The organism is Chitinophaga sedimenti, assembly GCF_023156195.1.
In the GTDB taxonomy this organism is placed as follows: Bacteria; Bacteroidota; Bacteroidia; order Chitinophagales; family Chitinophagaceae; genus Chitinophaga; species Chitinophaga sedimenti.
Genome location: NZ_JAKUKA010000001.1, coordinates 3336694 through 3362400, shown reverse-complemented (window position 1 = coordinate 3362400; position 25707 = coordinate 3336694). Strand labels below are relative to the sequence as shown.

Annotated in this window: 23 protein-coding genes and 4 pseudogenes; 14 read left to right on the top strand and 13 right to left on the bottom strand. The window is 50.7% G+C overall.

Annotated elements, in window-relative coordinates; all coding sequences use genetic code 11:
- Positions 1-68: 68 nt before the first annotated feature.
- A complete protein-coding gene (locus MKQ70_RS19080; protein WP_248073471.1) occupies positions 69-473 on the top strand; it encodes a hypothetical protein in 405 nt (134 codons plus the stop codon).
- Between the two features lie 148 nt (positions 474-621).
- On the opposite strand, the gene MKQ70_RS38895 is transcribed toward MKQ70_RS19080, so the two are convergent.
- The 11 genes and pseudogenes from MKQ70_RS38895 to MKQ70_RS19035 form a co-directional block, all read right to left on the bottom strand.
- Positions 622-2097 carry a glycoside hydrolase family 20 protein gene (locus tag MKQ70_RS38895; RefSeq protein ID WP_282457453.1) on the bottom strand — a complete coding sequence of 492 codons (1476 nt, stop codon included), beginning with the start codon at positions 2095-2097 and terminating at the stop codon, positions 622-624.
- Positions 2027-2880, bottom strand: a pseudogene (locus MKQ70_RS38890) (beta-N-acetylhexosaminidase). The gene MKQ70_RS38895 and the pseudogene MKQ70_RS38890 overlap by 71 nt, the downstream one beginning before the upstream one ends.
- 84 nt (positions 2881-2964) lie before the next feature.
- Positions 2965-3708, bottom strand: coding sequence for an FN3 associated domain-containing protein (locus MKQ70_RS19065; RefSeq protein WP_282457452.1), 744 nt, complete (start codon positions 3706-3708; stop codon positions 2965-2967).
- An 87-nt stretch (positions 3709-3795) separates the two neighbouring features.
- Positions 3796-5743 (bottom strand): annotated as a pseudogene (locus MKQ70_RS19060) (GH92 family glycosyl hydrolase); the annotation flags it as partial.
- A 513-nt stretch (positions 5744-6256) separates the two neighbouring features.
- On the bottom strand, positions 6257-6931 hold the full coding sequence (locus MKQ70_RS19055) for an endonuclease/exonuclease/phosphatase family protein (RefSeq protein ID WP_248073470.1): 675 nt from the start codon (positions 6929-6931) through the stop codon (positions 6257-6259).
- 147 nt (positions 6932-7078) lie between these two features.
- A pseudogene (locus MKQ70_RS19050) lies at positions 7079-7830 on the bottom strand (copper homeostasis protein CutC).
- Positions 7827-8060, bottom strand: coding sequence for a hypothetical protein (locus MKQ70_RS38885; RefSeq protein ID WP_308199078.1), 234 nt, complete (start codon positions 8058-8060; stop codon positions 7827-7829). Before MKQ70_RS38885 ends, MKQ70_RS19050 begins: the two are co-directional and overlap by 4 nt.
- A complete protein-coding gene (locus MKQ70_RS38880) occupies positions 8060-8380 on the bottom strand; it encodes an isoaspartyl peptidase/L-asparaginase (RefSeq protein WP_282456603.1) in 321 nt (106 codons plus the stop codon). Before MKQ70_RS38880 ends, MKQ70_RS38885 begins: the two co-directional genes overlap by 1 nt.
- Positions 8373-8828: an isoaspartyl peptidase/L-asparaginase gene (locus MKQ70_RS38875; RefSeq protein WP_282456602.1), complete on the bottom strand. Its 456-nt coding sequence runs from the start codon at positions 8826-8828 to the stop codon at positions 8373-8375. Before MKQ70_RS38875 ends, MKQ70_RS38880 begins: the two co-directional genes overlap by 8 nt.
- A gap of 77 nt (positions 8829-8905) precedes the next feature.
- On the bottom strand, positions 8906-9868 hold the full coding sequence (locus MKQ70_RS19040) for an ROK family protein (RefSeq protein WP_248073468.1): 963 nt from the start codon (positions 9866-9868) through the stop codon (positions 8906-8908).
- Positions 9840-11264, bottom strand: coding sequence for an MFS transporter (locus tag MKQ70_RS19035; protein ID WP_248073466.1), 1425 nt, complete (start codon positions 11262-11264; stop codon positions 9840-9842). Before MKQ70_RS19035 ends, MKQ70_RS19040 begins: the two co-directional genes overlap by 29 nt.
- 212 nt (positions 11265-11476) lie before the next feature.
- Here MKQ70_RS19035 and MKQ70_RS19030 point away from each other — a divergent pair, with 212 nt between their 5' ends.
- The 4 genes from MKQ70_RS19030 (at position 11477) to MKQ70_RS19015 (ending at position 14422) form a co-directional block, all read left to right on the top strand.
- Positions 11477-12265 (top strand): MFS transporter, encoded by a 789-nt coding sequence (locus MKQ70_RS19030; RefSeq protein WP_248073464.1) that lies wholly within the window; start codon positions 11477-11479, stop codon positions 12263-12265.
- 47 nt (positions 12266-12312) lie between these two features.
- The gene (locus tag MKQ70_RS19025; protein WP_248073462.1) at positions 12313-12798 is read left to right on the top strand and encodes an MFS transporter; all 486 of its coding nucleotides are present in this window, start codon (positions 12313-12315) and stop codon (positions 12796-12798) included.
- A gap of 461 nt (positions 12799-13259) precedes the next feature.
- Positions 13260-13796, top strand: a complete 537-nt coding sequence (locus tag MKQ70_RS19020; protein WP_248073460.1) for a galactokinase — start codon at positions 13260-13262, stop codon at positions 13794-13796.
- Positions 13796-14422, top strand: coding sequence for a galactokinase (locus tag MKQ70_RS19015; RefSeq protein WP_248073459.1), 627 nt, complete (start codon positions 13796-13798; stop codon positions 14420-14422). Before MKQ70_RS19020 ends, MKQ70_RS19015 begins: the two co-directional genes overlap by 1 nt.
- Positions 14423-14485: 63 nt before the next feature.
- Here the strand turns inward: MKQ70_RS19015 and MKQ70_RS19010 are convergent.
- Positions 14486-15711 (bottom strand): annotated as a pseudogene (locus MKQ70_RS19010) (Gfo/Idh/MocA family protein).
- 58 nt (positions 15712-15769) lie between these two features.
- Positions 15770-15880, bottom strand: a complete 111-nt coding sequence (locus MKQ70_RS19005) for a twin-arginine translocation signal domain-containing protein (protein WP_248073455.1) — start codon at positions 15878-15880, stop codon at positions 15770-15772.
- Positions 15881-16181: 301 nt separating this feature from the next.
- Between MKQ70_RS19005 and MKQ70_RS19000 the strand changes: the two genes are divergently transcribed.
- From MKQ70_RS19000 to MKQ70_RS18965, 9 genes are all read left to right on the top strand, one after another.
- Positions 16182-18140 (top strand): alpha-L-fucosidase, encoded by a 1959-nt coding sequence (locus MKQ70_RS19000; RefSeq protein ID WP_248073451.1) that lies wholly within the window; start codon positions 16182-16184, stop codon positions 18138-18140.
- A 448-nt stretch (positions 18141-18588) separates the two neighbouring features.
- On the top strand, positions 18589-20592 hold the full coding sequence (locus tag MKQ70_RS18995; RefSeq protein ID WP_248073448.1) for an argininosuccinate synthase: 2004 nt from the start codon (positions 18589-18591) through the stop codon (positions 20590-20592).
- A gap of 128 nt (positions 20593-20720) precedes the next feature.
- Positions 20721-21608 (top strand): N-acetyl-gamma-glutamyl-phosphate reductase, encoded by an 888-nt coding sequence (gene argC, locus MKQ70_RS18990; protein ID WP_248073446.1) that lies wholly within the window; start codon positions 20721-20723, stop codon positions 21606-21608.
- A 32-nt stretch (positions 21609-21640) separates the two neighbouring features.
- The gene (locus MKQ70_RS18985; protein ID WP_282456601.1) at positions 21641-22483 is read left to right on the top strand and encodes an aspartate aminotransferase family protein; all 843 of its coding nucleotides are present in this window, start codon (positions 21641-21643) and stop codon (positions 22481-22483) included.
- Entirely contained in the window at positions 22471-22764 is a 294-nt protein-coding gene (locus MKQ70_RS38870; protein WP_308199077.1) for an aminotransferase class III-fold pyridoxal phosphate-dependent enzyme, read from the top strand. Before MKQ70_RS18985 ends, MKQ70_RS38870 begins: the two co-directional genes overlap by 13 nt.
- Positions 22765-22807: 43 nt before the next feature.
- Positions 22808-23386, top strand: a complete 579-nt coding sequence (locus tag MKQ70_RS18980) for a Rossmann-fold NAD(P)-binding domain-containing protein (RefSeq protein ID WP_248073445.1) — start codon at positions 22808-22810, stop codon at positions 23384-23386.
- Positions 23383-23763 carry a Rossmann-fold NAD(P)-binding domain-containing protein gene (locus MKQ70_RS18975; RefSeq protein WP_248073441.1) on the top strand — a complete coding sequence of 127 codons (381 nt, stop codon included), beginning with the start codon at positions 23383-23385 and terminating at the stop codon, positions 23761-23763. The genes MKQ70_RS18980 and MKQ70_RS18975 overlap by 4 nt, the downstream gene beginning before the upstream one ends.
- A gap of 5 nt (positions 23764-23768) precedes the next feature.
- A complete protein-coding gene (gene argB / locus MKQ70_RS18970; protein ID WP_248073438.1) occupies positions 23769-24560 on the top strand; it encodes an acetylglutamate kinase in 792 nt (263 codons plus the stop codon).
- A gap of 2 nt (positions 24561-24562) precedes the next feature.
- Positions 24563-25630, top strand: coding sequence for a M20 family metallo-hydrolase (locus MKQ70_RS18965; protein WP_248073436.1), 1068 nt, complete (start codon positions 24563-24565; stop codon positions 25628-25630).
- Positions 25631-25707 lie beyond the last annotated feature (77 nt).

Here is a 25707-nt window from a genome sequence, read left to right as displayed (position 1 = left end):
AATATTCCGGATTGCACCGTTACTCCTACGCATCATTTTTATTCATCTATTTTAAAATTCTGCATCCAATGAAAAAGTTGTTTTTCGCTGCTTCAGCGATCTGCATGCTCCTTGCTATAAATGTAACCACCAGCGCCGCTGTAACTTCTATTGTTAAAACAGCTTCAGTGGCGGATTTTAAGAAAAGCCCGAACGGTATCTGGGAAGGCAAAATGGACGGTAAAACCTACTGGTACAAACTCGATAAGAGCGCGAAACTGTGGTGGAGCACCGACGGTAAGAAATGGGCAGCCGTAGAAAACGGCATGTGGGCCGATAAAGAAGGCAAATGGCTGAAAATCGGCGATGGTAAACTGTGGTGGAGCGCCGACCAGGGTAAAAACTGGAGCGAAGTGCCCGAGTGGAAATGGGAAGGTCCTAAAGGCGAATGGTATAAATTCGACGCTAAATGGACCCTGTGGGTAAACAAATAGTCACTGTACGAGTGGATTCATAGTACCCGTTAACTGATTCGCAAAGTGGGTATTGGCCGGCCGAAAGGGCCGGCCTTTTTGTTAGCAACCTGAAAAGAAAAGGCCGGCGCAATGGCCAGCCTCCCTTTATATTAACTGCTCAACGGAGTTATTCCACCACGATTTCATCCACGAACAGCCAGGCCGGGTTACCCTCGCCCTGTGCACCTTTCGGGATCCTGCCGAAATGTTTGGCCACCACTTTTACGTAACGGGCCGATACATTGCTTACATTCAAACGCACCTTGTTGATGCCTTTCGCCGTGAACGTGTTGGTTTTCGCTACTTCCTTCCAGGTTTTACCATCGTTTGAAACAGCGAACACGATTTCCTTCGGTTCGTAAATCCACTGGTCATTGTATTTCAGGATGCTCAGGCCCAGTTTGTTGATGGCGATGCTGTCGCCCAGGTCTACCGTAGCTTCGAAGTCGCCCTGGAACGCGGTCCACTGGTTATCATTAAACTTCTCCACGCCCCGGATGCCGTTTACAAGAGAGAACGGGCTGCCCGGATTGTATTTCTCGTGCGGCGGTGTTTTCAGGGTAACGGTTTTGCCGGTGGCTTTGTTAAATGTGAACGTCTGCTCAAATTCGTCGCCAAAGGCTTTACCGTCCTGCAATACCACACCCCGGAAAGTACCGCTTTTCGTAATGGCTACCGGACCGGTATATTCAGGTGAAGAAGCGGTAGGGGCGCTGCTGTCCAGTGTATATATCAGTTTGCCGCCATCCAGTTGGCTGCTCAGCTTCACCGACATATTGCCTTGGTTATCGTGTTCCACCTCGCCTTTTACCATAAAAATATGTTTCGCGTAGTTTACTTTTTTAAGGTCCGTGCGCTTGAGGTGTACTTTCAGCCTGTTCAGGAAGTCTTCATAATTCTTCTGAGCCGGTTGTGTCCACTGTACTTCCGCCAGTGCGCAGGCGCGGGGATACACCATGTATTCCACGTGCTCGGGTGTTTTGATATATTCCGTCCACAGGTTTGCCTGTGCGCCAATGATGTATTTCGCTTTGGCAGGGTCCAGCAGTTTGGCGTCGGGCACCGGGTCAAAGCTGTACACTTTTTCCACGGGCAGGTAACCGCCTATCGCTACCGGTTCATTTTTTCCTTTAGACTGATAGTAGTCGAAGTAAACAAAACTGCCCGGCGTCATGATCACATCGTGGTCCTGCTGCGCCGCTGCGATACCGCCTTCGGTGCCTCTCCAGCTCATTACGGTCGCATCCGGGGCCAGACCGCCCTCCAGGATCTCGTCCCAGCCGATAATGCGGCGGCCTTTACTGTTGATGTACTTTTCCATGCGCTGGATAAAGTAGCTCTGTAACGCGTGTTCGTCTTTCAGGTGCTCGTCCTTAATACGCTTCTGGCATTTCGGGCATTTCTCCCAACGTACTTTCGGGCTCTCGTCGCCGCCTACGTGAATGTATTTGCTCGGGAACAACGGCAGTATTTCATCGATCACGTCCTGCAGCAGCAGAAATACAGAGTCGTTTCCCGCGCAGAACACGTCATCATAAACACCCCAGCGGGTGCCTACTTCGTACGGACCGCCCGTACATCCCAGGTTGGGATAAGCCGCCAGCGCCGCCAGGGGCGTGACCAGGCATTTCTATTTCCGGGATTACGGTTACAAAACGTTCGGCCGCGTATTTCACCACGTCTTTCACTTCTTCCTGTGTGTAGAAGCCACCGTAAGGTTTGCCATCATATTGCTGGTCGTTATAGTGACCTTCCATGGTTTCTTTACGTTTGGACGCGATCTCCTGCAGGCGTGGATACTTTTGATCTCAATGCGCCAGCCCTGGTCATCTGTGAGGTGCCAGTGGAAGGTATTCATCTTATGCATCGCCAGCAGGTCGATATATTTTTTGATGAATGCTACCGGGAAAAAGTGACGGCCTACGTCCAGGTGCATACCGCGGTAAGCGAAGCGGGGCTGGTCTTTGATGTCGGCGCCGGGTACCAGCAGCGAACTGCCTTTTTCTACGGGCAGCAGCTGTATCAGCGTCTGAATACCATAAAAGGTGCCGGCTGCGCTGTTACCGGTAATAGCTACCTGGTCGTTTTTCACGCTCAGGTTGTAGCCTTCGGCAGCAGTGGTGTCATTGCCGGTTTTCAGGATGATGGCATTTTTCTCACCACTGTCCGCTATTTTAAGATCATAGCCGGTTAATTCATGCAACCAGGAATTGAAGAGCGCGGCGGTTTGCTTGTCTTCCGCCGTAGTGGCTACGATCACGGTTTGCTTGTCAATCAGGAAAGAATCGGCTGTAGCCTTCAGCGAGGCAGGCAGCGGAATGACCGCCAGCGTACCTTTCGGCGTTTTGTCACCGCCGGTGTTACAGGCGGCTGCGCCGATCGCCATGGCCAGCATGCCGGCTTTAAAAATGGTGTTTAGTTTCATAGTACGTATTGTTATTGTTTGGTTGATGTACGTGGAATGTACAATCTACTCTATAATGATTTCATCTGCAAATATGTGCCCGGCCTCGCCTTTGCCAGGATGCCAGTCGGGAATGATACCGTGGTTCTGCGCCACTACTTTGATGTAGCGGGTGCTGAGGTTTACGGGCAAACTTAACACCTGCAGGTGCGATCCGTATTCTTTGTCGGAAAAGGTATTTTTCACCACCCCTAACGAGGTAAAGTTTTTACCGTCTGCAGAACTGAAGAATTCTACCTGCGTAGGATACCAAATCCAAACGGCCAGGTCCTGCAACACGCTCAGGCTTATTTTATTCACTTTACGCGGTGCTTTCAAGTCCACGATGGCCTCCAGGTTCCCCGGGTAATGGCTCTGCCAGCCACCCAGGCGGAAGTCGCTTTTGCCGCGGATGCCGTCGATCAGGGCATCGTTGCCGCCACCGGTGTATTGCGGGTGGATTTTGCTTAAAATGGTGATGTTTTTATCGGTCGGAATGCGATGAAACTCGTTCTCCGTTACCTGGCTGTACTGGCCGTTTTTGTAAGCCACCGTTTTCAGGGTGCAGGATTGCGTTACAGCGATTGGTGCGCTGTATTTCTTCGATGCGTTCGTAGGCTGACTGCCATCGAGCGTGTAGTAGATGGTGCTGCCTGCTTCCGGTGCTGTCAGTATCACCGGCATAGCGGTTTTGAAACGATCAGAGGTAGCGGTTACGTATGGCACCGGCACGATGAGGTGCTCGGTAATCGCGCTCACCGGCACATCCATGGCGCCCCAAAGTTTGTTCGGCGTGGCGCTCATGTTAAATTCCAGTGTGCCGCCGTTCGTGATATCGGTATGTTGGAAGTAGCCCTTGTTATGATTGGCGCCATTCAGTTTGGCAGATGCGATGTAGTAGTTATTCGCTGTACGGTTGTTCGCTTTTACGGTAAATGTTTTCCCGTTTTCAAGATGAATTTTCACCTCGTCGAATAGCGGTGTGCCGATCGCGTAGATGCCGCTGCCCGGCGTTACGGAATAGAAGCCCATGGAGCTTAATACGTACCATGCGCTCATTTGTCCGCAGTCCTCGTTGCCGCTCAGGCCATCGGGATTGTTATGGTACAGCGTGGTCAGTACTTCATGTATCAGCTGCTGCGTACGCCAGGGCTGCCCTACATAGTTGAACAAATAGGCGATGTGGTGGCTTGGTTCGTTGCCATGTGCATACTGGCCGATCAAACCGGTGATGTCCGATTGTTCGCGGCCGGATAGTTTTTCGTTGGTGGTAAACAGTTTATTCAGTTTGGCGGTGAATGGCAGTTTGCCCCCTGCAGTTTCATCAGGCCGCTCACGTCCTGCTGCACTGCAAAGCTGTACTGCCAGCTGTTTGCCTCTGTGAAAAAGTTATTTACTTCAGTAGGATTGAAGGGCGAATACCAACGGCCGCCTGTCTTCCCACGCATAAAGCCGGTCGACTTATCAAACAGGTTTTTGTAAGACTGCGCGCGGCGGATGTAACGTTCGTATACATCCTGCTGCCCCATGCCTTTCGCCATCTGTGCAATGCACCAGTCGTCATAAGCGTATTCCAGGGTGCGCGATACCGATTCCGCCTGTGTTTCTGTATTTAAATAGCCCTGGCGGATGTAATCCTGTATACCAAAGCGGTCGCTCTCTGCCCAGCTGCGCATGGATTCCAGTGCGTAGTTCACATCATAACCGCGAATGCCTTTCTGGTAAGCGTCTGCGATAACAGGAACGGCGTGGTAGCCGATCATGCAGAACGTTTCGTTCGCAGAGAGTTCCCATACGGGCAGCATGCCGCCGTATTTATATTGTACAAGGAAAGTATTGATCCAGTCGTTCGTACGTTTCGGATCAATAATAGTCATCAGCGGATGCAAGCCGCGGTGCGTATCCCAGAGGGAGAACACACTATAGTTCTCGAAGCCTTCGGCCTTGTGCACTTTTTTATCGGTGCCGAGGTACTGGCCGTCAACATCCATGTACAGGTTAGGATTCAGGCAGGCGTGGTACAATGCGCTGTAGAAAATTACCTGCTGATCGGCGGTGCCGCCTTTGATCTCGATTTTACCCAGTTCTTCGTTCCAGGCGGTTTTAGCATCGGCTACTACTTTGTTAAAGTTGTAGTCTGGCAGTTCCGCGTCCAGGTTGCGCATAGCGCCTTCTTCACTCACACCGGAGATAGCCACTTTTGTATACAGTGGTGCACCATCCAGCGCAAAGGTGAAATAGCTTTTAATATTCAGTCCCTGCGCCTCTTTCAGCGCGCCTTTCTCCGCATCGTTCAGCGCTACTGCATGCTGCTTAAACGGTTTGGAAAACTTCAGCGCGAAGTACACCACCTGGTCCTGCGCCCAGCTGGTAGAGCGGCGCATACCCACGATGGTGGAGTCGTTCAGAATTTTCAAGCGGGATCTTTTACGATGTCGCGGTGATATAAATCCAGCAACACGTTGCCTTCTTTAGCGCCGGATGCAAATTCATATTTATGCAGGCCTACGCGTTTCGTCGCCGTTAAAGACGCCAGCACATTGTATTTGTCCAGTTTTACACTGTAAAAACCGGCATGCGCTTTTTCATTTTTATGCGAAAAGGGAGAGGCGTATTTTTCATTGTTCCACTCGTATTTACCGGTGGTCGGCATTAAAAGGATATCGCAATAATCCTCGATGCCGGTGCCGCTTAAATGCGTGTGAGAAAAGCCATAGATAATGGAATCGGAGTAGTGATAACCCGAACAGCCGTCCCAGCCTTTCAGGCGCGTGTCCGGACTTAATTGAACCATGCCGAAAGGCATGCTGGGACCGGGATAGGTGTGCCCGTGACCACCGGTGCCGATAAAGGGATTTACGATCGTGGAATAATCTTTTTCCTGCGCCTGCGCAACAGCCGTTAACCCGAGGGTTAGCGCGACCAGCCATTTTTTCATCTTAACAAAGTTTTACCCCGAATGAAGCTTATTGGTTATTAATAATTTGGCTAAGATAAAGATTGCATGTGTTACATAAATCAAGCTAAAACGGTGGACTGCCTGCGTTTTCCTTGACGAGTCGCACGGGGAGAAGATAGTACCATTCCCGTTTTTACGCGGAATTGCACAAGTTTGCATTTGTTCACTGTATTTGCCTGATTATGAATTATATCTTAGCTGCTAAAGCAAGGTAGGTTTTTTAGCGGGATGTTACCGCTTGTTAATATAGCGCCACCGTCTTTTTTCAAAATAATTTACTTTAATTCCAGTTCCGTCAGTACCGGGCGGTGGTCTGAAGCCACTGCTTCGCCGATAACACTCGCATTCTTCACTTCCCATTTATGTTTTCCGGATAAGAAGATGTAATCCAGTTTTTCTCCGGCTTTTCTGAAGGCCAGTGGCGCCAAGCGACTGCGTGGCATCAATAAAATGGGCTGTCATCAACCCGATTTCTTTTGTGTCGGGAACGGCGTTAAAATCGCCTGCTACAATGGCCGGGAATTGCGGCTGGAATTGCTGTAACAGCATGCTTACCTGTTGCAGGCGGCCTGCCGGCGCATCGAGGTGGTCGAGGTGGGTGCTCACAAATTGCAGGATGCTGTCGCGGCCGGGTACACGTACTGTTACTACGGCGGCTACACGGGGCTCGCTGCCGGCTCCGTTGGGAGGTAAGGCTATGCTGTATTGCGTTTTAATCGGGAATTTAGAAAGAATACCGGTGCCATAACCGCCGCCATCGTAGTTCATGGCTTTGCCGAAGTATATGTACATGCCGGTTTGTGCGGCCAGCTCTTTCAACTGATCGGTTTTTCCAGTTCGCTGTGTCATGCTGTCTACTTCCTGTAATGCGACAAGGTCGGGGTCCGTAGCTAATATTACATTGGCGATGCCTTGCAGTTGTTGTTCTCCTTTCACGTTTTCGCCGTGATGGATATTGTACGTGAGCACCTTAATGTGTTGTTGCGCCTGAGCCGCGGAGGTAGCGAAAGTGAAAAGCAGAAGCAGCTGTTTCATATAGTCGGTTTTATATAGCCGGATGGGCCTGTCCGCTAAATTTAAACAATCCGTCCGGCCCGCCACTTTATTTCTTTGTGAATGTATACGTTGCAATTACCTTACCAAACAGGCAGGATTTACGTAAAAGGGTGAGCATCAGTAGGGTTACACCACGGTTTGCGTGGCTATTTCGAGGATGTGTTTTACTTCGGCTACCTGCGTTTGAGAAATGCCGTATTCCGGTACGCCGGGAATGCCGCCCATGCTCACGTTCGGGTTGCGGTAAATCATACCGCTTTCCGTGTACGCTTTGGCGGTGGTATGAAACTCCTGTGCGCCGGTGGCTTGTATAAGGCTGGCAATGTTAGTGCTGCGTACGCCGGAACCTGCCATGATAGCGATCCTGCCGCCTGCTTTTTGTACCAGCTCCGCGATCAGTGCGGCGCCTTCCACCGCGGTATTGCGGTGCCCGGAGGTCAGGATGCGTTCGCAGCCGGTGGCGATCACATCTTCCAATGCCTGGATAGGATCGTCGGTCATGTCAAACGCGCGGTGAAACGTAACGCCCATGGGCCAGGCCAGCTCCACCAGCGCTTTGTTACGGGGAATATCTACTTTGCCTTCCGGCGTTAAAATCCCGATCACCACGCCATCGCAACCCAATTGTTTGCACATGATGATGTCGCGCTTCATGGTCTCGAACTCCGGTCGCTGTACAGGAAATCGCCGCCACGGGGACGGATAATAGGGTACAGCGCGATGTTTACTTTTTCCCTGGCGAGGGAAATGGTGGCATAACTGGGGGTGGTGCCGCCTTCCAGCAGGTTATCGCACAGTTCTATGCGTGCCGCGCCGCCTTCCTGCGCGGCTACGCAGGAAGCTACGGACGCAGCGCATATTTCAAGTGTGATCTTCATGAGAAGTATTGTTTCCCGTTGATGAGGATGTTTTTATCTTCGGTATCGCCCGTACAAACAGCGTAGCTGAAGCCTTTCTGCAGGCAGTAAGCTCCGTGTTCGCCTTGCTTGTTGAGCGCGAGGAAGCCGATCTGGATGCCTTTCGCCCGCTCCGGGTTTTTCTTCACGATGCGGGTAACCGCTTCTTTGCAGGCCGCTTCGGGAGAGTACCCCTGGCGCATCAGTTCCACTACCAGAAGCTACCTACCACGCGGATCACTTCTTCCCCGAGACCGGTGGAAGTAGCTGCGCCTACTTCGTTATCTACATAAAGACCCGCGCCAATGATGGGCGAGTCGCCCACACGGCCGTGCATCTTAAATGCCATGCCGCTGGTGGTACAGGCGCCGGAGAGGTTGCCGTTTGCGTCCAGCGCCACCATACCGATGGTGTCGTGGTTGTACACATTGCCCGGCAGCATCAGTGGATTAAACGCGGTGGCACCTTTAGTATCTTCGTACGATTTGTTTTCGATGTTGATGACCGGTTGTATTCCGCTGTTTTCAGCCATTCTTTCCAGGCCTTTTCGGATTCCGGTGTAAGCAGGTTTGTTTTTTCAACCCTTGCGACAGTGCGAACTGTAATGCGCCATCACCGACGAGCATTACGTGCGGTGTTTTTTCCATCACCCTGCGGGCTACGGAGATAGGGTGCACGATGTGTTCCAGTGCGGCTACGGAACCGCAGTTGCCCTTTTCATCCATGATGCAGGCATCGAGCGTAACACGCCCGTCGCGGTCAGGGAAACCGCTGTAACCCACGGTGTGGTTGTTGGGATCAGCTTCTGGTATCTTAACACCGGCTTCTACCGCGTCGAGCGCACGACCGCCGTTTTTCAGTACATCCCAGGCGGCGCGGTTAGCGGCGCGACCGAAGTCCCAGGTGGAGATCACAATTGGCCCGGATGCTTTACCGGAGCGTTTCTTTTTCTTTTTGTCCTGCGCATCCGCTGCGGGCATACCCAGTGAAAAAGCAGCAGCGCCAACCAGGGGCGCTGCTTAAAAATTTACGTCTGTTTTGCATATTAACATCGGTTCTATTCATGTATCTCCCAAACCAGGCCGCTTGCTCCGAGAATTGCCGCATCACTTTCTCTCAATTCAGAGAACATCAGCTTCACTTTATTCTGGAAAATAGGCAGCAGGTTTTTCTCCATATGCTCCCTTACCGGTTTCATGATCAGGTCGCCGGCTTTAGTAAGACCGCCGAACAGGATGATCGCTTCAGGGCTGGAGAACATCACGAAATTAGCCAGTGCTTCACCGAGAATTTTACCGGTAAAAGCATACACTTCCTGCGCCAGGTGGTCGCCCGCCATGGCTGCATCAAAAATGATCTTTGAGTTGATTTCTTCTTTGGCATATTTACGTAACAGGCTGTCTTCCGTACGTTCTGTCAGGAATTCGATCGCTGTGTTGGTAACGCCGGTTGCAGAAGCGTAAGACTCCGTGGAGCCGCGCATGCCTGTTCCCGGGTGCAGTCTGCCGCCGGGTACTACGATACAGTGACCGAGTTCACCGGCAAAACCGTCGTGGCCGTAGATCATCTGCCCGTTGGCGATGATACCGCTGCCTACGCCTGTGCCCAGGGTGATCATGATAATATCTTTCATACCACGGGCTGCGCCGTATTGCATTTCACCTATGGCCGCCGCGTTGGCGTCGTTGGTAAGCCGGGTAGGAATACCGAATTTTTCGCTGAGTAATTTCGCCAAAGGAATAACGCCGTGCCAGCGAAGGTTTGGTGCATATTCAATATTGCCTGTGTAGTAGTTACCATTGGGTGCTCCCACGCCAATGCCTTTGATCTGCGACATACCACCTGCTTCATCTATGAGTTTAGTCAGGTGGCCATAGAGTTCATCTATAAACATCGATACTTCCGGGTGTGCACCGGTGAGCATCCTGCCATCAGAAATAATGTTACCGCGGCGATCTACAATGCCGAATTTAGTATTGGTGCCGCCAATATCAATGCCCACCGCTAATTGCTGACTCATAATCGATGCCTTGAGATTTTAGTATAGATTTAACTTTAATTGCGAAGAATGCGAGGTAAGCAAAACATGCTACCGGTAACCAGTAAGAGTGGTGAATGCCGATCCATTCCACACCACCAAGCAGGCTTTGTAATACAGGGATTACGGCGCCGCCGAGAATCATCATAACGAGGAAGGCTGAACCCTGGCTGGTGTATTTACCCAAACCGGCAGTTGCCAGCGTGAAGATACAAGGCCACATTACCGAGCAGAATAAACCGCCGCTGATAAAGGCGAACAGGGCTACTTTTCCGGTAGAAAACAGGCCTATCAGCATAGCGATCACCCCAAAGCTGGCGAAGATCAGCAGTTGTTTTGCAGGTTTGTCCTCGCTGAGGAAGAACGCTACGATCAATGCAACGATGCAAACAGCGTAGATGTACAGGTCGGACACATCGGTGCCACGCGCCATATTGATACCCAGGAACACGGCGAATGCCACGAACGGAATAATCACCGTCAGTACTTTCTTCAGGTTCGGAGAAGGATTAAATGCACTTGAACCAGCCGTCCAGCGACCAATCATCATACTGCCCCAGAAGAGGGAAACATATTGTGAGATGTTCGCGGAGTCGAGCTGCTGTGTGTGTCGCAGGTAGTCGCCGAGGTTAGCGGCGATGGTTACTTCCACACCCACATACGTGAAGATGGCCAACATGCCCAGTGTGAGCTGCGGATACTTCAATGCGCCCAATCCTTTCTCCACTGCCTCGTTATTACGGATAGCCGGCAGTTTGGATATTTTGAAGAAGATGGCCACCAGTACGAATAACGCACCCAGTACCAGGTAAGGTATTTTTACATCGTTAATGGAAGCATTTTTTGCTGCGTCGGGACCAATACTACCGAAGATGGCTGCACTTACGACAACAGGGCCAAGGGTGGCGCCGAAGTTATTAATACCGCCCGCAAGGTTCAGGCGTTTGGCGCCATCTGCCGGATCGCCAAGCGCGATCGCGAAAGGGTTTGCAGCGATTTGTTGCAGTGCGAACCCGAGCGCCACTACGAACAGGCCGGTGAGCATCAGCGGAAACGAATGCAGTTCCGCTGCGGGATAAAAGATAAGGGTACCCAGGCCCGAGAATATGAGACCGTAAATAATCCCGTTTTTGTACCCTATCCGGTTAAGCGGATCCTGTTTAATAGCACTGGAAACGAGGAAGTAAATTACTGCGCCTACAAAGTACGCTACATAAAAGGCAAAGCCAACTAATTGCGCCTGCCAGCCGTGGATGTTGAATTTTTCTTTGAACAGTGGAATCAAGATGTCGTTTGAGGCGGCAACGAAGCCCCAAAAGAAGAACACCATTACCAGCACAAAGAAAGACGGAGAAGTACCCCGTTTTGCTTGTTGCATCGAAGACATAGTCCTGTGAATGTTAGTATTAGTGAAATTTGTGGCAATAAATGTATAAAAACTTTTGACGAAAAAAGTGGAAAACTCAAATGTAATACCTTATTTTCTTAATGCAAAAACGTTTTAGCGAAAATAACTATGAAAATCAGTTTTTGTTAGGTAAGTTAGCAGCTTGCAGTGATTTTTTCATTTTATTAACCAAATTGGGATCTATGACAAGTAAAACGGCCACGCTGGCTGCTCCCCGGACGGGATTTGTGCAGGCTATGCTCATAATGGGGATGTTCTATTTTATTTTCGGCTTCGTTACCTGGTTAAACGGCGCCCTTATTCCTTTCCTCAAATTAGCCTGCCAGCTTACGGATTCGCAGTCGCTGCTGGTAACTTTTGCATTTTACATGGCGTACTTGTTCCTCTCGTTGCCTTCTTCTTTTATTCTGGAGAAGACAGGATTCAAAAACGGGATGGCTGTAGGTTTATGCGTGATGGCGCTGGGTTCGCTGGTGTTTATTCCGGCCGCTAATTCCCGCAGTTTCGGCATGTTCCTCACCGGTCTTTTCGTACAGGGTGCGGGGTTAGCATTGCTGCAAACCGCCGCCGTTAATCCATATGTAAGTATTATTGGTCCCATCGAAAGCGCCGCGCAACGCATCAGTATCATGGGCATTTGTAATAAAGCCGCGGGCGCTATCAGTCCGCTGATCCTGAGCACCATCGTGTTGAAGAACGCGGAGTCGCTGGAAGCACAGGTGGCTGTCACGACCGACGCTGCCACCAAAGCCGGTTTGCTCGATACACTGGCATCCCGTGTAATTGGCCCCTACATTGTTATCGCGGTATTGCTCGTGGCTTTCGCCCTGTTCATCAGCCGCTCATCGCTGCCTAACATCGAAACCGCCCCGGAAGAAGCCGGCACAGGCAGCACCGGTACTAAAAAGGACTGGGCGCTTACCCGCACCTCTGGCTGGGCGTACTTTGCCTGTTCGTGTATGTGGGCGTAGAAGTAATGGCAGGCGACGTAATCGGGACTTACGGCAAAAAGCTCGGTATGAGCCTAGATCAGACCAAATACTTCACCACCTTCACCATGCTTGCCATGCTCGTGGGCTATATTATCGGCATTTTCACGATTCCTAAATTCATCAGCCAGTCGCTGGCGCTGCGTATTTCTTCGCTGTTGGGCGTGGCATTTACCATAGGCGCTTTCCTTTCGGAAGGATACGGCGCAGTGACGTTCATTGCGCTGCTTGGCCTCGCCAATGCACTGATGTGGCCTGCTATTTTCCCGCTCGCGATCGATGGATTGGGTAAATATACCAAGTTGGCCTCCGCCTTGCTCGTGATGGGTATTTTTGGCGGCGCGGTACTGCCGCAGATTTACACCGGCCTGTTTGAGCATGGCGCACTATTTTCCTTCCTTCATGCTGATTCGGTAGACTTCCGCCACGCATTCCTGTATTGTATGGTGCCGTGTTACCTGTATATCCTTTATTACGCAGTTGCCGGATACAGGGTGGGAAAAGCAAAAGCTTAGCAACATTTATTGCCATTATAGGAGGCTCTACCTTACGGTAGGGCCTTTTTTATTGCGCTGTTTTATCCTGTAAACCTTTACACGGATTAACCACAACAGGTGTAAACCTCAACCCGGATTATTAACATGGTGCAAACCTATTCCAGGACTAGACCATCTTTTAGCGATACTAGGTTCATCCTAGGTTCATCCTAGGTTCAAATTAGGTTCGAGCTAGGTTCACGAACCTATTTTGAACCTAGCTTAAACGTAAGATCAACGAAGGATCATCGAAGGATCCTTAAACGATGGCAGAGAGCGCTACTATAGTCGAAGGATGTGACACAACAGGGGCTGAGGAGGGGAAAACTGTTGGTCCCAAAGGAATTTTGTTAAAATGCCGGAAAATTTTTTGGGTTTGGATGAAAGTTCAAACTCTTTTCCTATTTTTAGGTGTACAAAATACGTTTATTACTGTTTTTATGATCCACGAAGCAAAACTGCGGTTCCACGAATTATATGGAAAAACGCCACTCATCGTCACTTCACCCGGCAGGATCAATCTGATTGGAGAGCATACCGACTACAACGAAGGCTATGTGTTGCCCGCCGCGATCGATAAAAAAATTGTGTACGCGGTTGCGCTTAACGGCACCGATACGGTAAATGCTTATGCCACCTTCACCGGCGAAAAGCAATCTTTTTCGCTGAAAAATATAAAGCCTTCACCCGGCTGGATCAATTACCTGATGGGCGTTGTATACCACCTGCAGCAGCGGGGATACGACGTGAAAGGTTTTGATTGTGTGGTACATGGCGATATCCCGGTAGGCGCGGGTCTTTCCTCTTCCGCAGCAGTGGAAGGCGGGCTGGTAGCATCCCTGGATACGTTACTGGGTTTTGGTCTGGAGCGGATGGAAATGGCGAAAATAGGCCAGATCGCGGAACACACCTTTCCTGGCGTGAAATGCGGTATCATGGACCAGTTCGCGAACCTGCACGGCCGTAAAGACCGGTAATGCTGCTCGATTGCCGCAGCCTGGAGTACCAGTATTTCCCGTTTAAGTTTTCGGATACGTACAATATCGTGCTGTGTAATTCCATGGTGCATCACTCCCTGGCAACGTCGGAGTACAACGTTCGCCGCGAGCAGTGTGAAAAAGGCGTGGAAATTTTAAAAGCATTTATTCCCGGCATCAACAGCCTGCGCGACGTTACGGCCGCTCAGGTAGAACAATATAAAGAACACCTGCCCGGTAAAATTTACGACCGCTGCCTGTATGTTACACAGGAAAACGAGCGCGTGGTAAAAGCCACTAAACTGTTGCAGGACGGCGACCTGGAAGGGTTGGGCAAATTGATGTACGGCTCCCACGACGGTTTGAGCAAGCTGTACGAGGTAAGCTGTCCCGAACTGGATTTCCTGGTGGACTGTGTGCGCAATAATCCGGATGTAGCCGGCGCGCGTATGATGGGCGGCGGCTTTGGAGGTTGCACCATTAATCTCGTGAAATCAGCAAAGGTTGATGCGTTTGTCGCCAGCATGAAAAAGTTGTATAGCGAGAAGTTCGATGAGGTGATGGAAGTGTATGTAACGAGTATTGAAGCGGGTGTTACAGTGTTCCAGGAGGAACCGGTACACTAACGTTTTGGGATATATGTAAAAAGCCCCGGTCACCAGGTGGCCGGGGCTTTTTTATAAGTAAGATTAATAATCGCCGTTCAATGCAAAAATTGGTTTACGGTTCATCCAATTGCCGCGGGTAAAGTCGGGGATGTACTGTACGGAGCCGCCTTCTGCGATCGACTGCTCACTCAGCGGAGTGATTGCGTACCAGGTAGCGAGATCGTATACGTCCAGCTGGTAGGGGTGCCGCGTTTGATCGACTCTATAAATGAGTTGATCACGAACCAGTCCATGCCGCCATGACCGGCGCCGGAAGCATCGTTCGCGTACTTTGCCCAAAGCGGGTGTTCGTACTTTGCGAAGTAGCTGTCCGCTTCTTTCGGATCGCCTGTTTTTTCCCAGGTATGCGGCTTGCTTTTGCCTTCAATGTGGATAGAATCGAAATCGTCCATCCACAGGCCGTTGGTGCCCTGCACGCGGAAGTTCAGCGAGTAGGGGCGGGGCAGGTTGGTGTCATGGCTGAGCATGATCGTTTCACCATTGGTGGTTTTGATCAGTGAGCTGACGATATCGCCCAGTTTGAATTCTACCTTGGCGTTGGGATGGTTGGCGCCGCCATTGGGGCCTTCCACGATATATTTATGCAGACCGCGTGCTTTGGTAGCCACCGAGGTTAGTGATACGAGGCGGTTGCCGCGGTTCAGGTCGATCATGGTGCCAACAGGGCCGAGGCCGTGCGTAGGATACAGGTCACCGTTGCGGTGTACGGAGTGATTGGTCCTCCAGCGTGCTTCCGAAATAGCTTTCTCGCCGAATTCTACACCGCCGCCATAAATCTGTTTGCCGTCGTTGAATTTCACGTTACGCAGATCGTGCTGGTAGCCGCCCTGGAGGTGCAGCAATTCGCCGAACAGGCCTTGGCGCGCCATGTTCAGTACCGCCATTACATCGCGGCGGTAACAAACGTTCTCCATGGCAAATACCGGGATGCGCGTGGCTTCGCTGGTGTTTACAAGGTCCCAGCATTCCTGTACATCGCTGGCGCCACAAACCTCCACCGCGGGCGTAATGCCGGCTTTCATGCAGGCCACCGCCTGCGGTGTATGCCATTCCCAGGGAGTAGCAATGATCACCGCGTCGATGTCGCCGCGTTTCAGCATGTTCAGGTAATCTTCGGGGCCTTTGGTGTACTCCGCTACTTTCTTTTTAGTACCATAAGCTTTTTCGATCATCTTACGGCATTGTGGAATGGCCCTTTCGGTGTCCGGATCAGCAATGGCCACTACGTCCACGTCGCTGCGCTTCAGGCACAGATCGAGGTGACCGGAGCCGCGGGCACCTACGCCAATGAGGGCTACGCGTACCTTATCTTTTTTGAGCTGCGAACAATTGGGCCGGGGTGTTCAGCAATGACAGGCCAATACCTGCCGCTGCCGTGTTCTTCAGGAAACTCCTGCGATGCAGATGCTTATTCATAATGATAGTTAGAAATGATTGATAGATTTGAACATAGACGGAATAAAAATAGCTAAATAGAAAGGGTAAATGCAACAACCTTCTTTTTTTTTTGTGACATTAATGTGATAGTTGGGTTGGTAATCGGTGGTAGTACAAGGAAAGCGGGGGATAAACGGTTAGCATAGTATTTTAGCATACCATGTGCGTTTTTTCAGCTGCCGCACTAAATTACGGGCGAACGAACTACTTTTAGCTGATACCAAGTCATTGATTTCCGCACTATGAAGAAAGCAACCTTACTCTTTTCTCTTTTTCCCTGATGCTGGGAAGCGCGAAAGCGCAGACGCATGTGGGCGCTATTCCGTCCAAAGCGCAACTGGCGTGGCAGCAGATGGAATACTATATGTTCATTCACTTTGGCGTAAATACGTTTACCGATAAGGAGTGGGGGCATGGCGACGAAGATCCGAAAGTTTTTAATCCCACGCAGCTCGATGCCCGCCAATGGGCGCGTACGGCCAAAGCTGCCGGGATGAAAGGGATCATCATCACCGCCAAACACCACGATGGCTTCTGTTTATGGCCAAGCGCGTACAGTAAACACACCGTGCGCGAAAGCAACTGGAAAAACGGTAAGGGGGATGTGCTGGCGGAGTTATCGGCCGCCTGTAAAGCGTATGGCCTCAAATTCGGCGTGTACCTGTCGCCGTGGGACCGCAACCATCCCGACTATGGCACCGAAAAATACAACCAGACGTTCGTAAATACACTCACCGAAGTACACACCAAATACGGCGACGTGTTTGAGCAGTGGTTCGATGGCGCGAACGGCGAAGGGCCCAATGGCAAAAAGCAGGTGTATGACTGGAACCTGTTCAACGGTACTGTATATAAATACCACCCCAATGCCATCATCTTCAGCGACGCCGGCCCCGGTTGCCGCTGGATCGGTAATGAGCGCGGCATTGCAGGCACCACGATGTGGAGTGGCCTCAATCGCGACGAATTTCGTCCGGGTATGGGCGGTATTGAGAAGATATTGAATGAAGGACAGGAAAACGGTACGCATTGGGTGCCGGGTGAAGCGGATGTGTCTATCCGACCGGGATGGTTTTACAGTCCCGCTACAGACGATAAAGTTAAATCGCTCGCCGAGCTGCTGGACATCTACTACGGTTCCGTTGGCCGTAACGCCAACCTGTTGCTGAACGTACCTGTAGATCGCCGCGGTCTTATTCCTAAAAATGATTCCTTAAGGTTGATGGAGTTGCGCAAACAGCTGGATGCAACGTTCAAAAACAACCTGGCGCTGGGCAACACGGCTGCCAACGACGGTAAAACCACTACGTTCTGGACGGCGCCGACCGCACAGCATGCGGTGCTGGAGCTGGCTTTTAAGAAACCGGTAACCTTTAACCGCTTCCAGGTGCAGGAGGCGATTGCTTACGGGCAACGGGTGCGCAAGTTTAAAGTAGAAGCGTTCGAGAACGGGGCGTATAAAGAAATTGCGAACGAAACCACCATTGGTTACAAGCGCATCCTGCGTTTGCCGGCGGTAACCGCCAGCAAACTGCGCCTGACGATCATCGACGCCAAGGCGCCTGCACTGATCACGGAGGTTGCATTATTTAAGGCGCCGGAGTTGCTGGCCGACGCGGAAATCAACCGCAACAAGCAGGGCGAGGTGATACTCACTTCTGCGTCGGAAGATGCCGAACTGCGCTACACGCTGGATGGCAGTGAGCCGACTTACAAATCGCCGCGTTACACGGCGCCTGTGGCGTTTGCAGCGGGCGGTGTGGTAAAGGCAAAGGCTTTTGTAGACAAAGGAAAGCGCGCCGGGGCCACCATCACGGCGAAATATGACGTATCGCCTGCGAAATGGCGTGTAACCTATGCCGATACAGCAAGGCAGCGGGCCGAAATGGCGATCGACGTTAACCTGCACACTTCCCGGTCAACACCCGGCAGCGGCCGGACTTTTCCGCACGAAATACAGGTGGATCTTGGCGAAACGCTGCAGCTGAAGGGCTTTACCTACATTCCGGCGGGTAATGGGGTGATTGAAGAATATGCCTTTTACACGAGCGCCGATGGTAAAAACTGGGAGCTGCAGCAACAGGGCACTTTCGCCAATATCCGCAACAACCCGGTGCGGCAGGACGTGCTGTTGCCTAAAACAGCGGGCGCCCGGTATATCCGTTTCGTAGCCCTGCGCGGCGCTAACGAACAGCAGCCATGGGCGGCAATCGCTGAGTTAGGCGTCATAACCAAATGATTCTGAATAAAAAAACGAACGATAAAAAGAGAAGGGGTGGTAGCATCTCTTCTCTTTTTATTTAATATGTAATCCCCTGTGGGCCCGGGCGGAGCGCTGAATTTTTAACATAAAAAAATGTGCCTTATAATAATTATTGTTATAACTTTGCGGGTATTCTAAAACTAAAGGCCACAAGATTTATCACAATTTAATGCTTAACTGAAGTTGAAAAACTTTGAGTCCCATAAGATCTCACCTTTCCATCCTTCTCTCTCAGAAGGCTTGTATACTATTGGGAACAATGTATTTAGATATCTTGCCCGAAGACCCCGCATTTGATAGCTGGCGCGATTTGTGTTTTGGCTATCCCCCTTCTGTCGCTCCTTTGATGGAGGGGAAGTAAATCCAGTAATGGACACCACTCAAGTTTATTTATTTATCGTTAACGTTTTCAATTCAGAAGAAATTGGAAAATCAGGAGATTATCGTCAGGGTTGCAACAGCTGACGATCACGAATATGCCACAACCATCACGGACGAAATGGAATCTTCCGCGAAGGCCAGGGGTACTGGCATTGCCAAACGTTCCCCCGACTATATCAAGCTGAAGATGGATGAGGGAAAGGCAGTTATAGCGCTGAGCGCAGCCGGCGAATGGGCAGGGTTTTGTTATATCGAAGCCTGGGGCCACGAAAAGTTTGTCGCCAACTCCGGTCTCATCGTTAATCCTGCGTTCAGGGGGCACGGTGTGGCCAAATCAATCAAGAAAAGAATATTCGAATTGTCGCGGGAGAAATACCCCGATGCCAAAATATTTGGTCTGACTACCGGTCTGGCCGTTATGAAGATCAACTCCGAACTGGGGTATGAGCCGGTAACGTACTCGGAGCTTACCGACGACGAGGAGTTCTGGAAAGGTTGCCGCAGCTGTATCAACTTTGATATTCTCACTGCCAAAAACCGTAAGAACTGCCTGTGTACAGCCATGCTGTACGATCCTGCCGATAAGGAAAAGGAGCAGCCGAAGCTGGCGGAATCGGAAGTGGGCGACATGGTGAAATTTAACGGAACGGAAACAGCGGGGCAGCGCCGGAAAAGAAGTTTTAAGACCAACTTTAAGCTGTTCGAGCGCTGGTTACGCTACAAAAGATTTGTGTTGCTGAAATTCCGCAAAGAAGGCGGTGCTGTCGTAAGTAAAAACGCTTTTTCCTGTTCAGCTGGTAATTATTTTTGCAATCATTTTTTAAACAACATACATAGGATCACCATGAAAAAAGTAGTTCTGGGTTTTAGCGGTGGATTGGACACTTCATACTGCGTAAAATATCTTACGGAAGAGAAAGGATATGAAGTACACTCTGTTATTGTTAACACCGGTGGTTTTTCTGCAGAAGAGCTGCAGGAGATCGAGAAACGCGCTTACAGCCTGGGCGTAAAAACCCACAAAGCAGTTGACGCTGTTAAATCTTACTACGACAAGGTGATCCGTTACCTGGTATATGGTAACATTCTTAAAAACAATACTTACCCGCTGAGCGTAAGCGCAGAGCGTATGAGCCAGGCCATCGCCATCGGTGAATATGCCCGCGAGCTGAAAGCAGATGCGGTGGCACACGGGTCTACCGGCGCCGGTAACGACCAGGTGCGTTTCGATATGATCTTCAACATCCTGATCCCGGGTGTGGAAATTATTACCCCGATCCGTGATATGAAGCTGAGCCGCGAAGAAGAAATCAGCTACCTGAAAAGCAAAGGTGTGCAGATGAACTTTGACAAGGCGATGTACTCTATCAACAAAGGCATCTGGGGTACTTCCGTAGGTGGTAAAGAAACCCTGACTTCAGACGGCTTTTTGCCGGAAGCAGCGTGGCCTACACAATTAACAAAGAACGATCCCGAGCAGGTAAAACTCATTTTCAATAAAGGCGAACTTACCGGCATCAATGATAAAACATTCGATCACCCGACCGACGCGATCACCTACCTGCAAACACTTGCCGGTCCGTTCGCGATTGGCCGCGACATCCACGTAGGCGATACCATCATTGGTATTAAAGGCCGCGTAGGTTTTGAAGCTGCTGCGCCGATGGTGATCATCAAAGCGCACCATGCTTTGGAAAAACATGTACTCACCAAATGGCAGCTGAGCTGGAAAGACCAGTTGTCGCAGTTCTACGGAAACTGGATGCACGAAGGTCAGATCCTCGATCCGGTAATGCGCGACATCGAAGCGTTCCTGACCCACAGCCAGGAGAATGTAACGGGCGAGGTATACGTAAGCCTGCTGCCATACCGCTTCCAGGTAACCGGTATCAAATCCGATTACGACCTGATGAGCAGCAAATTCGGCAAGTATGGTGAAATGAACCAGGGCTGGAGTGGCGAAGACGTAAGGGGCTTCACCAAAATATTCGGTAACCAAACAATGATCTGGCACCAGGTGAAGGAATCACTGGAAGGTGGCAAATAAGCGGAATACAGGTTCCCTTTTTATAAAGATGAAAGAACAGACTCAACATAACAAAGTTAAGGCCGGCATCATTGGCGGTGCAGGGTATACCGGGGGAAACAATCCGGTTATTACTGAACCACCCGAACGTGGAACTGAGCTTTGTGCATAGCCGCAGTAACGCCGGCAACCCGCTGTACGCGGTACACGCCGATTTGCTGGGCGAAACTGAACTTACCTTCACAGGCGAAATGCAGGAAGCGGACGTATTGTTCCTCTGCCTCGGCCATGGAGAATCTAAAAAGTTCCCGGAGGCTACGCCGATCGCGGCCACCACGAAAATCATCGACCTCAGCCAGGACTTTCGTTTAGGCGAAAGCGTGGCGGGAAGGGAATTCGTGTATGGTTTGCCGGAAGCCAACAGGGAAGCTATTAAACAGGCAGGTAACATTGCCAACCCCGGTTGTTTTGCCACTGCCATTCAGTTAGGTTTGCTGCCGCTGGCGCAGGCCGGTTTGCTGAACGAAGTGCATACCACGGGCATTACCGGCTCTACAGGCGCGGGTCAGAGTTTACAGTCGACCAGCCACTTTACCTGGAGAGCGAATAACGTATCAACGTATAAAGTGCTGAACCACCAGCACCTGAAAGAAATACGACGAACACTGCAGGCCATACAGCCTGCATTTGGCGGGGAGATCAATTTCGTGCCCGTTCGCGGCGACTATCCGCGCGGCATCTGGATCACCTCTTATCTTTCCTGCGACCTTTCCCTGGAAGATGCCATCAAACTGTATAAAGATTACTATGCCGACGCCGCGTTCACACACGTAAGCGAAAAGCAGATCGATCTGAAACAGGTAGTGAACACCAACAAAGTGCTCATTCAACTGGAAAAAACCGGTAACAAACTGGTGATCCATTCGATTGAGGACAATCTCCTGAAAGGCGCGTCCGGACAGGCGGTGCAGAACATGAACCTGATGTTTGGACTGGAGGAAACCGCAGGATTGAAACTGAAATCCATCGTATTTTAAATCACGGTGCAAACCGGTAATCACAAAGCACAATGAAACTGTTCGACGTTTATCCGATCAACGATATAACAATAGAAAAAGCCCTCGGCTCCAATGTTTGGGACGATAAAGGCACTCAGTACCTCGATATGTACGGCGGTCACGCTGTAATTTCCATCGGTCATACCCATCCGCACTATGTGAAAAGGCTCACGGAGCAGCTGCATAAAGTAGGCTTCTATTCCAACTCTGTTAAGATTCCTTTACAGGTAGAACTGGCGGAGAAGCTGGGTAAAGTATCGGGCAAAACCGATTATCAACTGTTTCTTTGCAACTCCGGCGCCGAGGCGAACGAGAATGCACTGAAACTTGCTTCTTTTTATAACGGAAGGAAAAAAATCATTGCTTTTAAAAAAGCGTTTCACGGCAGAACATCACTGGCAGTGGCGGCTACGGACAATCCGAAGATCGTGGCGCCGGTGAACGAAACCGATAACGTGGTATTTCTTCCATGGGAAGACGAAGCCGCGCTGGAACAGGCTTTTCAGCAGTATGAAGTGTCGTCGGTAATTATCGAAGGCATTCAGGGCGTAGGTGGCATTAACGTGGCCAGCGATAGCTTTCTCAAGAAGATAAGGACGCTGTGTGATGCGAACAACGCGGTATTCATCGCGGATTCCGTGCAGTGCGGTTACGGCAGGAGCGGTAAATTCTATTCCCACGACTGGGCCGGTGTGAGCGCAGATATTTACACCATGGCAAAAGGTATGGGTAATGGTTTCCCGATCGGCGGCATCAGCATCGCGCCTAAGTTCCGGCATCGTATGGCCTGCTGGGCACCACTTTCGGTGGTAATCACCTTGCTTGTGCGGCTGCACTGGCCGTGCTGGAAGTGATCGAACAAGATAACCTGATCGCGAACGCGGAGAAGATCGGCAACTACCTCATCAATGAATTAAAATCACTCCCGAAAATTAAAGAAGTAAGGGGCAGGGGATTGATGATCGGCATTGATTTGCCGGAAGAGCTGAGCCACGTGCGGAAAAACCTGCTGGCGAAACATAAAATATTTACCGGGGAAGCAAAGCCTAATGTTATCAGGCTGCTGCCTTCACTGGCGCTTACACAGGAACATGCCGACCAGTTTTTGTCAGCATTGAAACAAGAATTAGCTTAATTATCAAACGCGCAGGCCGAAAGGTCTTAACATTGAAATCAGCATGAAACAGTTCATTTCAACTGCAGATGTTCCGTGTGTCCCGCGGTTAGTGGACATCGCCCTGGATTACAAAAAGAATCCGCATAAGGATAAAGGTTTAGGTGAAAATAAAACACTGGGAATGATTTTCCTGAATCCCAGTTTACGTACCCGTCTCAGCACACAGGTCGCCGCGCGGAACCCGGGCATGGAGGTAGTGGTGTTCAATATCGATAAAGAAGGCTGGCAGCTGGAAATGAACGATGGTGCGATCATGAATGGCAGCACTTCGGAGCACGTGAAAGAGGCCGCAGCGGTAATGGGGCAGTACTTCGACATCATGGCGATCCGTACGTTTCCCGGGCTGAAAGACAAAGAGGAAGACTATTCCGAAAAATATATCAACCAGTTCATTAAATACGCCGGTGTTCCGGTGGTGAGCCTGGAAAGCGCTACCCTGCATCCTTTGCAGAGCCTTACCGATGTGATCACCATCAGAGAACGCTGGACGCAGCCCCGCAGACCAAAGGTGGTAATGACCGGGCACCGCACGTTAAAGCGCTGCCACAGGCTGTTCCCAACTCTTTTGCACAGTGGATGAACGCCTGGGGAGAAGTGGATTTTACTATTACTCATCCCGAAGGTTATGAACTGGACCCGAAATTCAGCGGTAACGCGAAAATCGAGTACAACCAGGAGAAGGCCATGGAGGGTGCGGATTTCGTGTATGTGAAGAACTGGTCATCCTACAAAGAATATGGAAAGATCATCAACTCCGATCCTTCCCGGATGGTGACCAACGAGCGCCTGAAAAACACGAATGAAGCGAAGATCATGCACTGCCTGCCCGTACGCCGTAATGTCGTAATCGCGGATGAAGTGCTGGATGGTCCCAACTCGATTGTGATTCCTGAAGCGGGTAACCGTGTTTGGGCAGCACAGGCGGTATTAAGTGAAATCCTGAAAAACGGAAAATAAGATTCATGGCGGAAGCATTGTATGTAATTAAAGTTGGTGGCAACGTAATTGATAATCCCGCGCTGCTGGACAGGTTCCTCGCCGATTTTGCGCAGGTGAAAGGGCACAAGGTGCTGATTCACGGTGGAGGGAAAATTGCAACCCGTATCGGTGATAAACTGGGCATCGAAAGCAAATACGTAGATGGCCGCAGGATTACCGATGCAGATACGATAGACGTGGTGACCATGGTGTACGGCGGTTTGGTGAACAAACAGGTCGTGGCTAAATTACAATCGCTGCAATGCAACGCCATCGGTTTAACCGGCGCGGATGCCAATATTATTCCCGCGGTAAAGCGCCCGGTTAAAACGATCGATTATGGCTTTGTGGGAGATGTGGATGCTTCGTTGTTGAACGTTGCTCCGCTGAAAGCTATGTTGGAAGCCGGCTTAACGCCGGTGTTCGCGCCGCTGACGCACGACAGTCACGCGCAGATCTTAAATACCAATGCGGATACGATCGCTTCTTCGCTGGCCATCGCTTTATCGGCGCACTACACGGTGCGGCTGATCTATTGCTTCGAGAAACGTGGCGTATTGCGCGATGCAAACGACGATAACGCGGTCATCAACCTGATTGACCGTGACATATACAAACAATTGCTGGCGGACGGAGTATTATCCGACGGTATTTTGCCAAAGCTGGAAAATGCTTTCTCAGCCATCGAAAGCGGGGTGAATGAAGTGCTGATCGGACATGCCAACGATGTGCTGCCAAATACCTCCGGGGCCGTAGCCGGTACATTAATACGCTGATTATGTGGGACCAACAACGCTATGACGACGCAGTACGACTTTTACAACAGCTGATTTCCATTCCTTCGATCAGTCGTGAGGAACAGGGGACAGCAGCTGCTATCGGTCAATTTTTGCAAGACAGGGGCGTTACGTATCAACAACACCTCAATAACGTTTGGGCGCGCAATAAACACTTCGATCCCGCCAAACCCACGATCCTGCTCAATTCTCATCACGATACAGTTAAACCCAATCCACAGTATACCCGCGATCCGTTTTCGCCGGATATCGTGGACGGTAAATTGTTTGGCCTCGGCAGTAACGATGCCGGCGGCTGCCTCGTGAGCCTGATTGCAGCTTTCTGTCATTTTTATGAGGCAACAGATTTACGCTACAATATTGTACTGGCCGCTACGGCGGAAGAGGAGATCAGTGGCGTGAACGGCATTGAAAGCATCCTGAAAGATCTGCCGCCGGTAGATTTTGCGATCGTAGGAGAGCCCACGCTCACCGATATGGCCGTGGCCGAGAAAGGGTTGATGGTGCTGGATTGCACGGCGCATGGTAAAGCTGGTCACGCTGCACGCGAAGAGGGAGAGAACGCGCTGTATAAAGCGATGAAGGATATTGCCTGGTTCCGTGATTACCGCTTCCCGGAAGTGTCTGAAACGCTGGGACCCGTGAAAATGAGCGTAACCGTGATTCAGACGTCTAATAAAGCACATAACGTAGTGCCGGCCGATTGTTCATTTGTCGTAGACGTACGCGCCACCGATAAATATACGCTTGAAGAGATACTGGAAACGATCCGGCAAAACGTACAATGCGATGTAAAGCCGCGCTCCATGCGTATGCGCCCATCGTTTATCCCGATGGAGCATCCGTTTGTACAGGCAGGTTTAAGCATGGGTAAAAAGCCGTACGGTTCGCCCACCACATCCGACCAGGCATTGATCCCGGGGACTTCTATCAAGATTGGTCCGGGTGACAGCGCCCGTTCGCACACGGCGGACGAATTTATATACCTTGACGAAATCCGCCAGGGTATTGATACTTACATTACATTACTGACGAAGGTGAATGCGTAAGCGTTCATCGTAATACGAGCGATATGAAATTATGGCAAAAGATAAAGCCGCCCTGGCTGCGGTGGAGCAGTTCACGG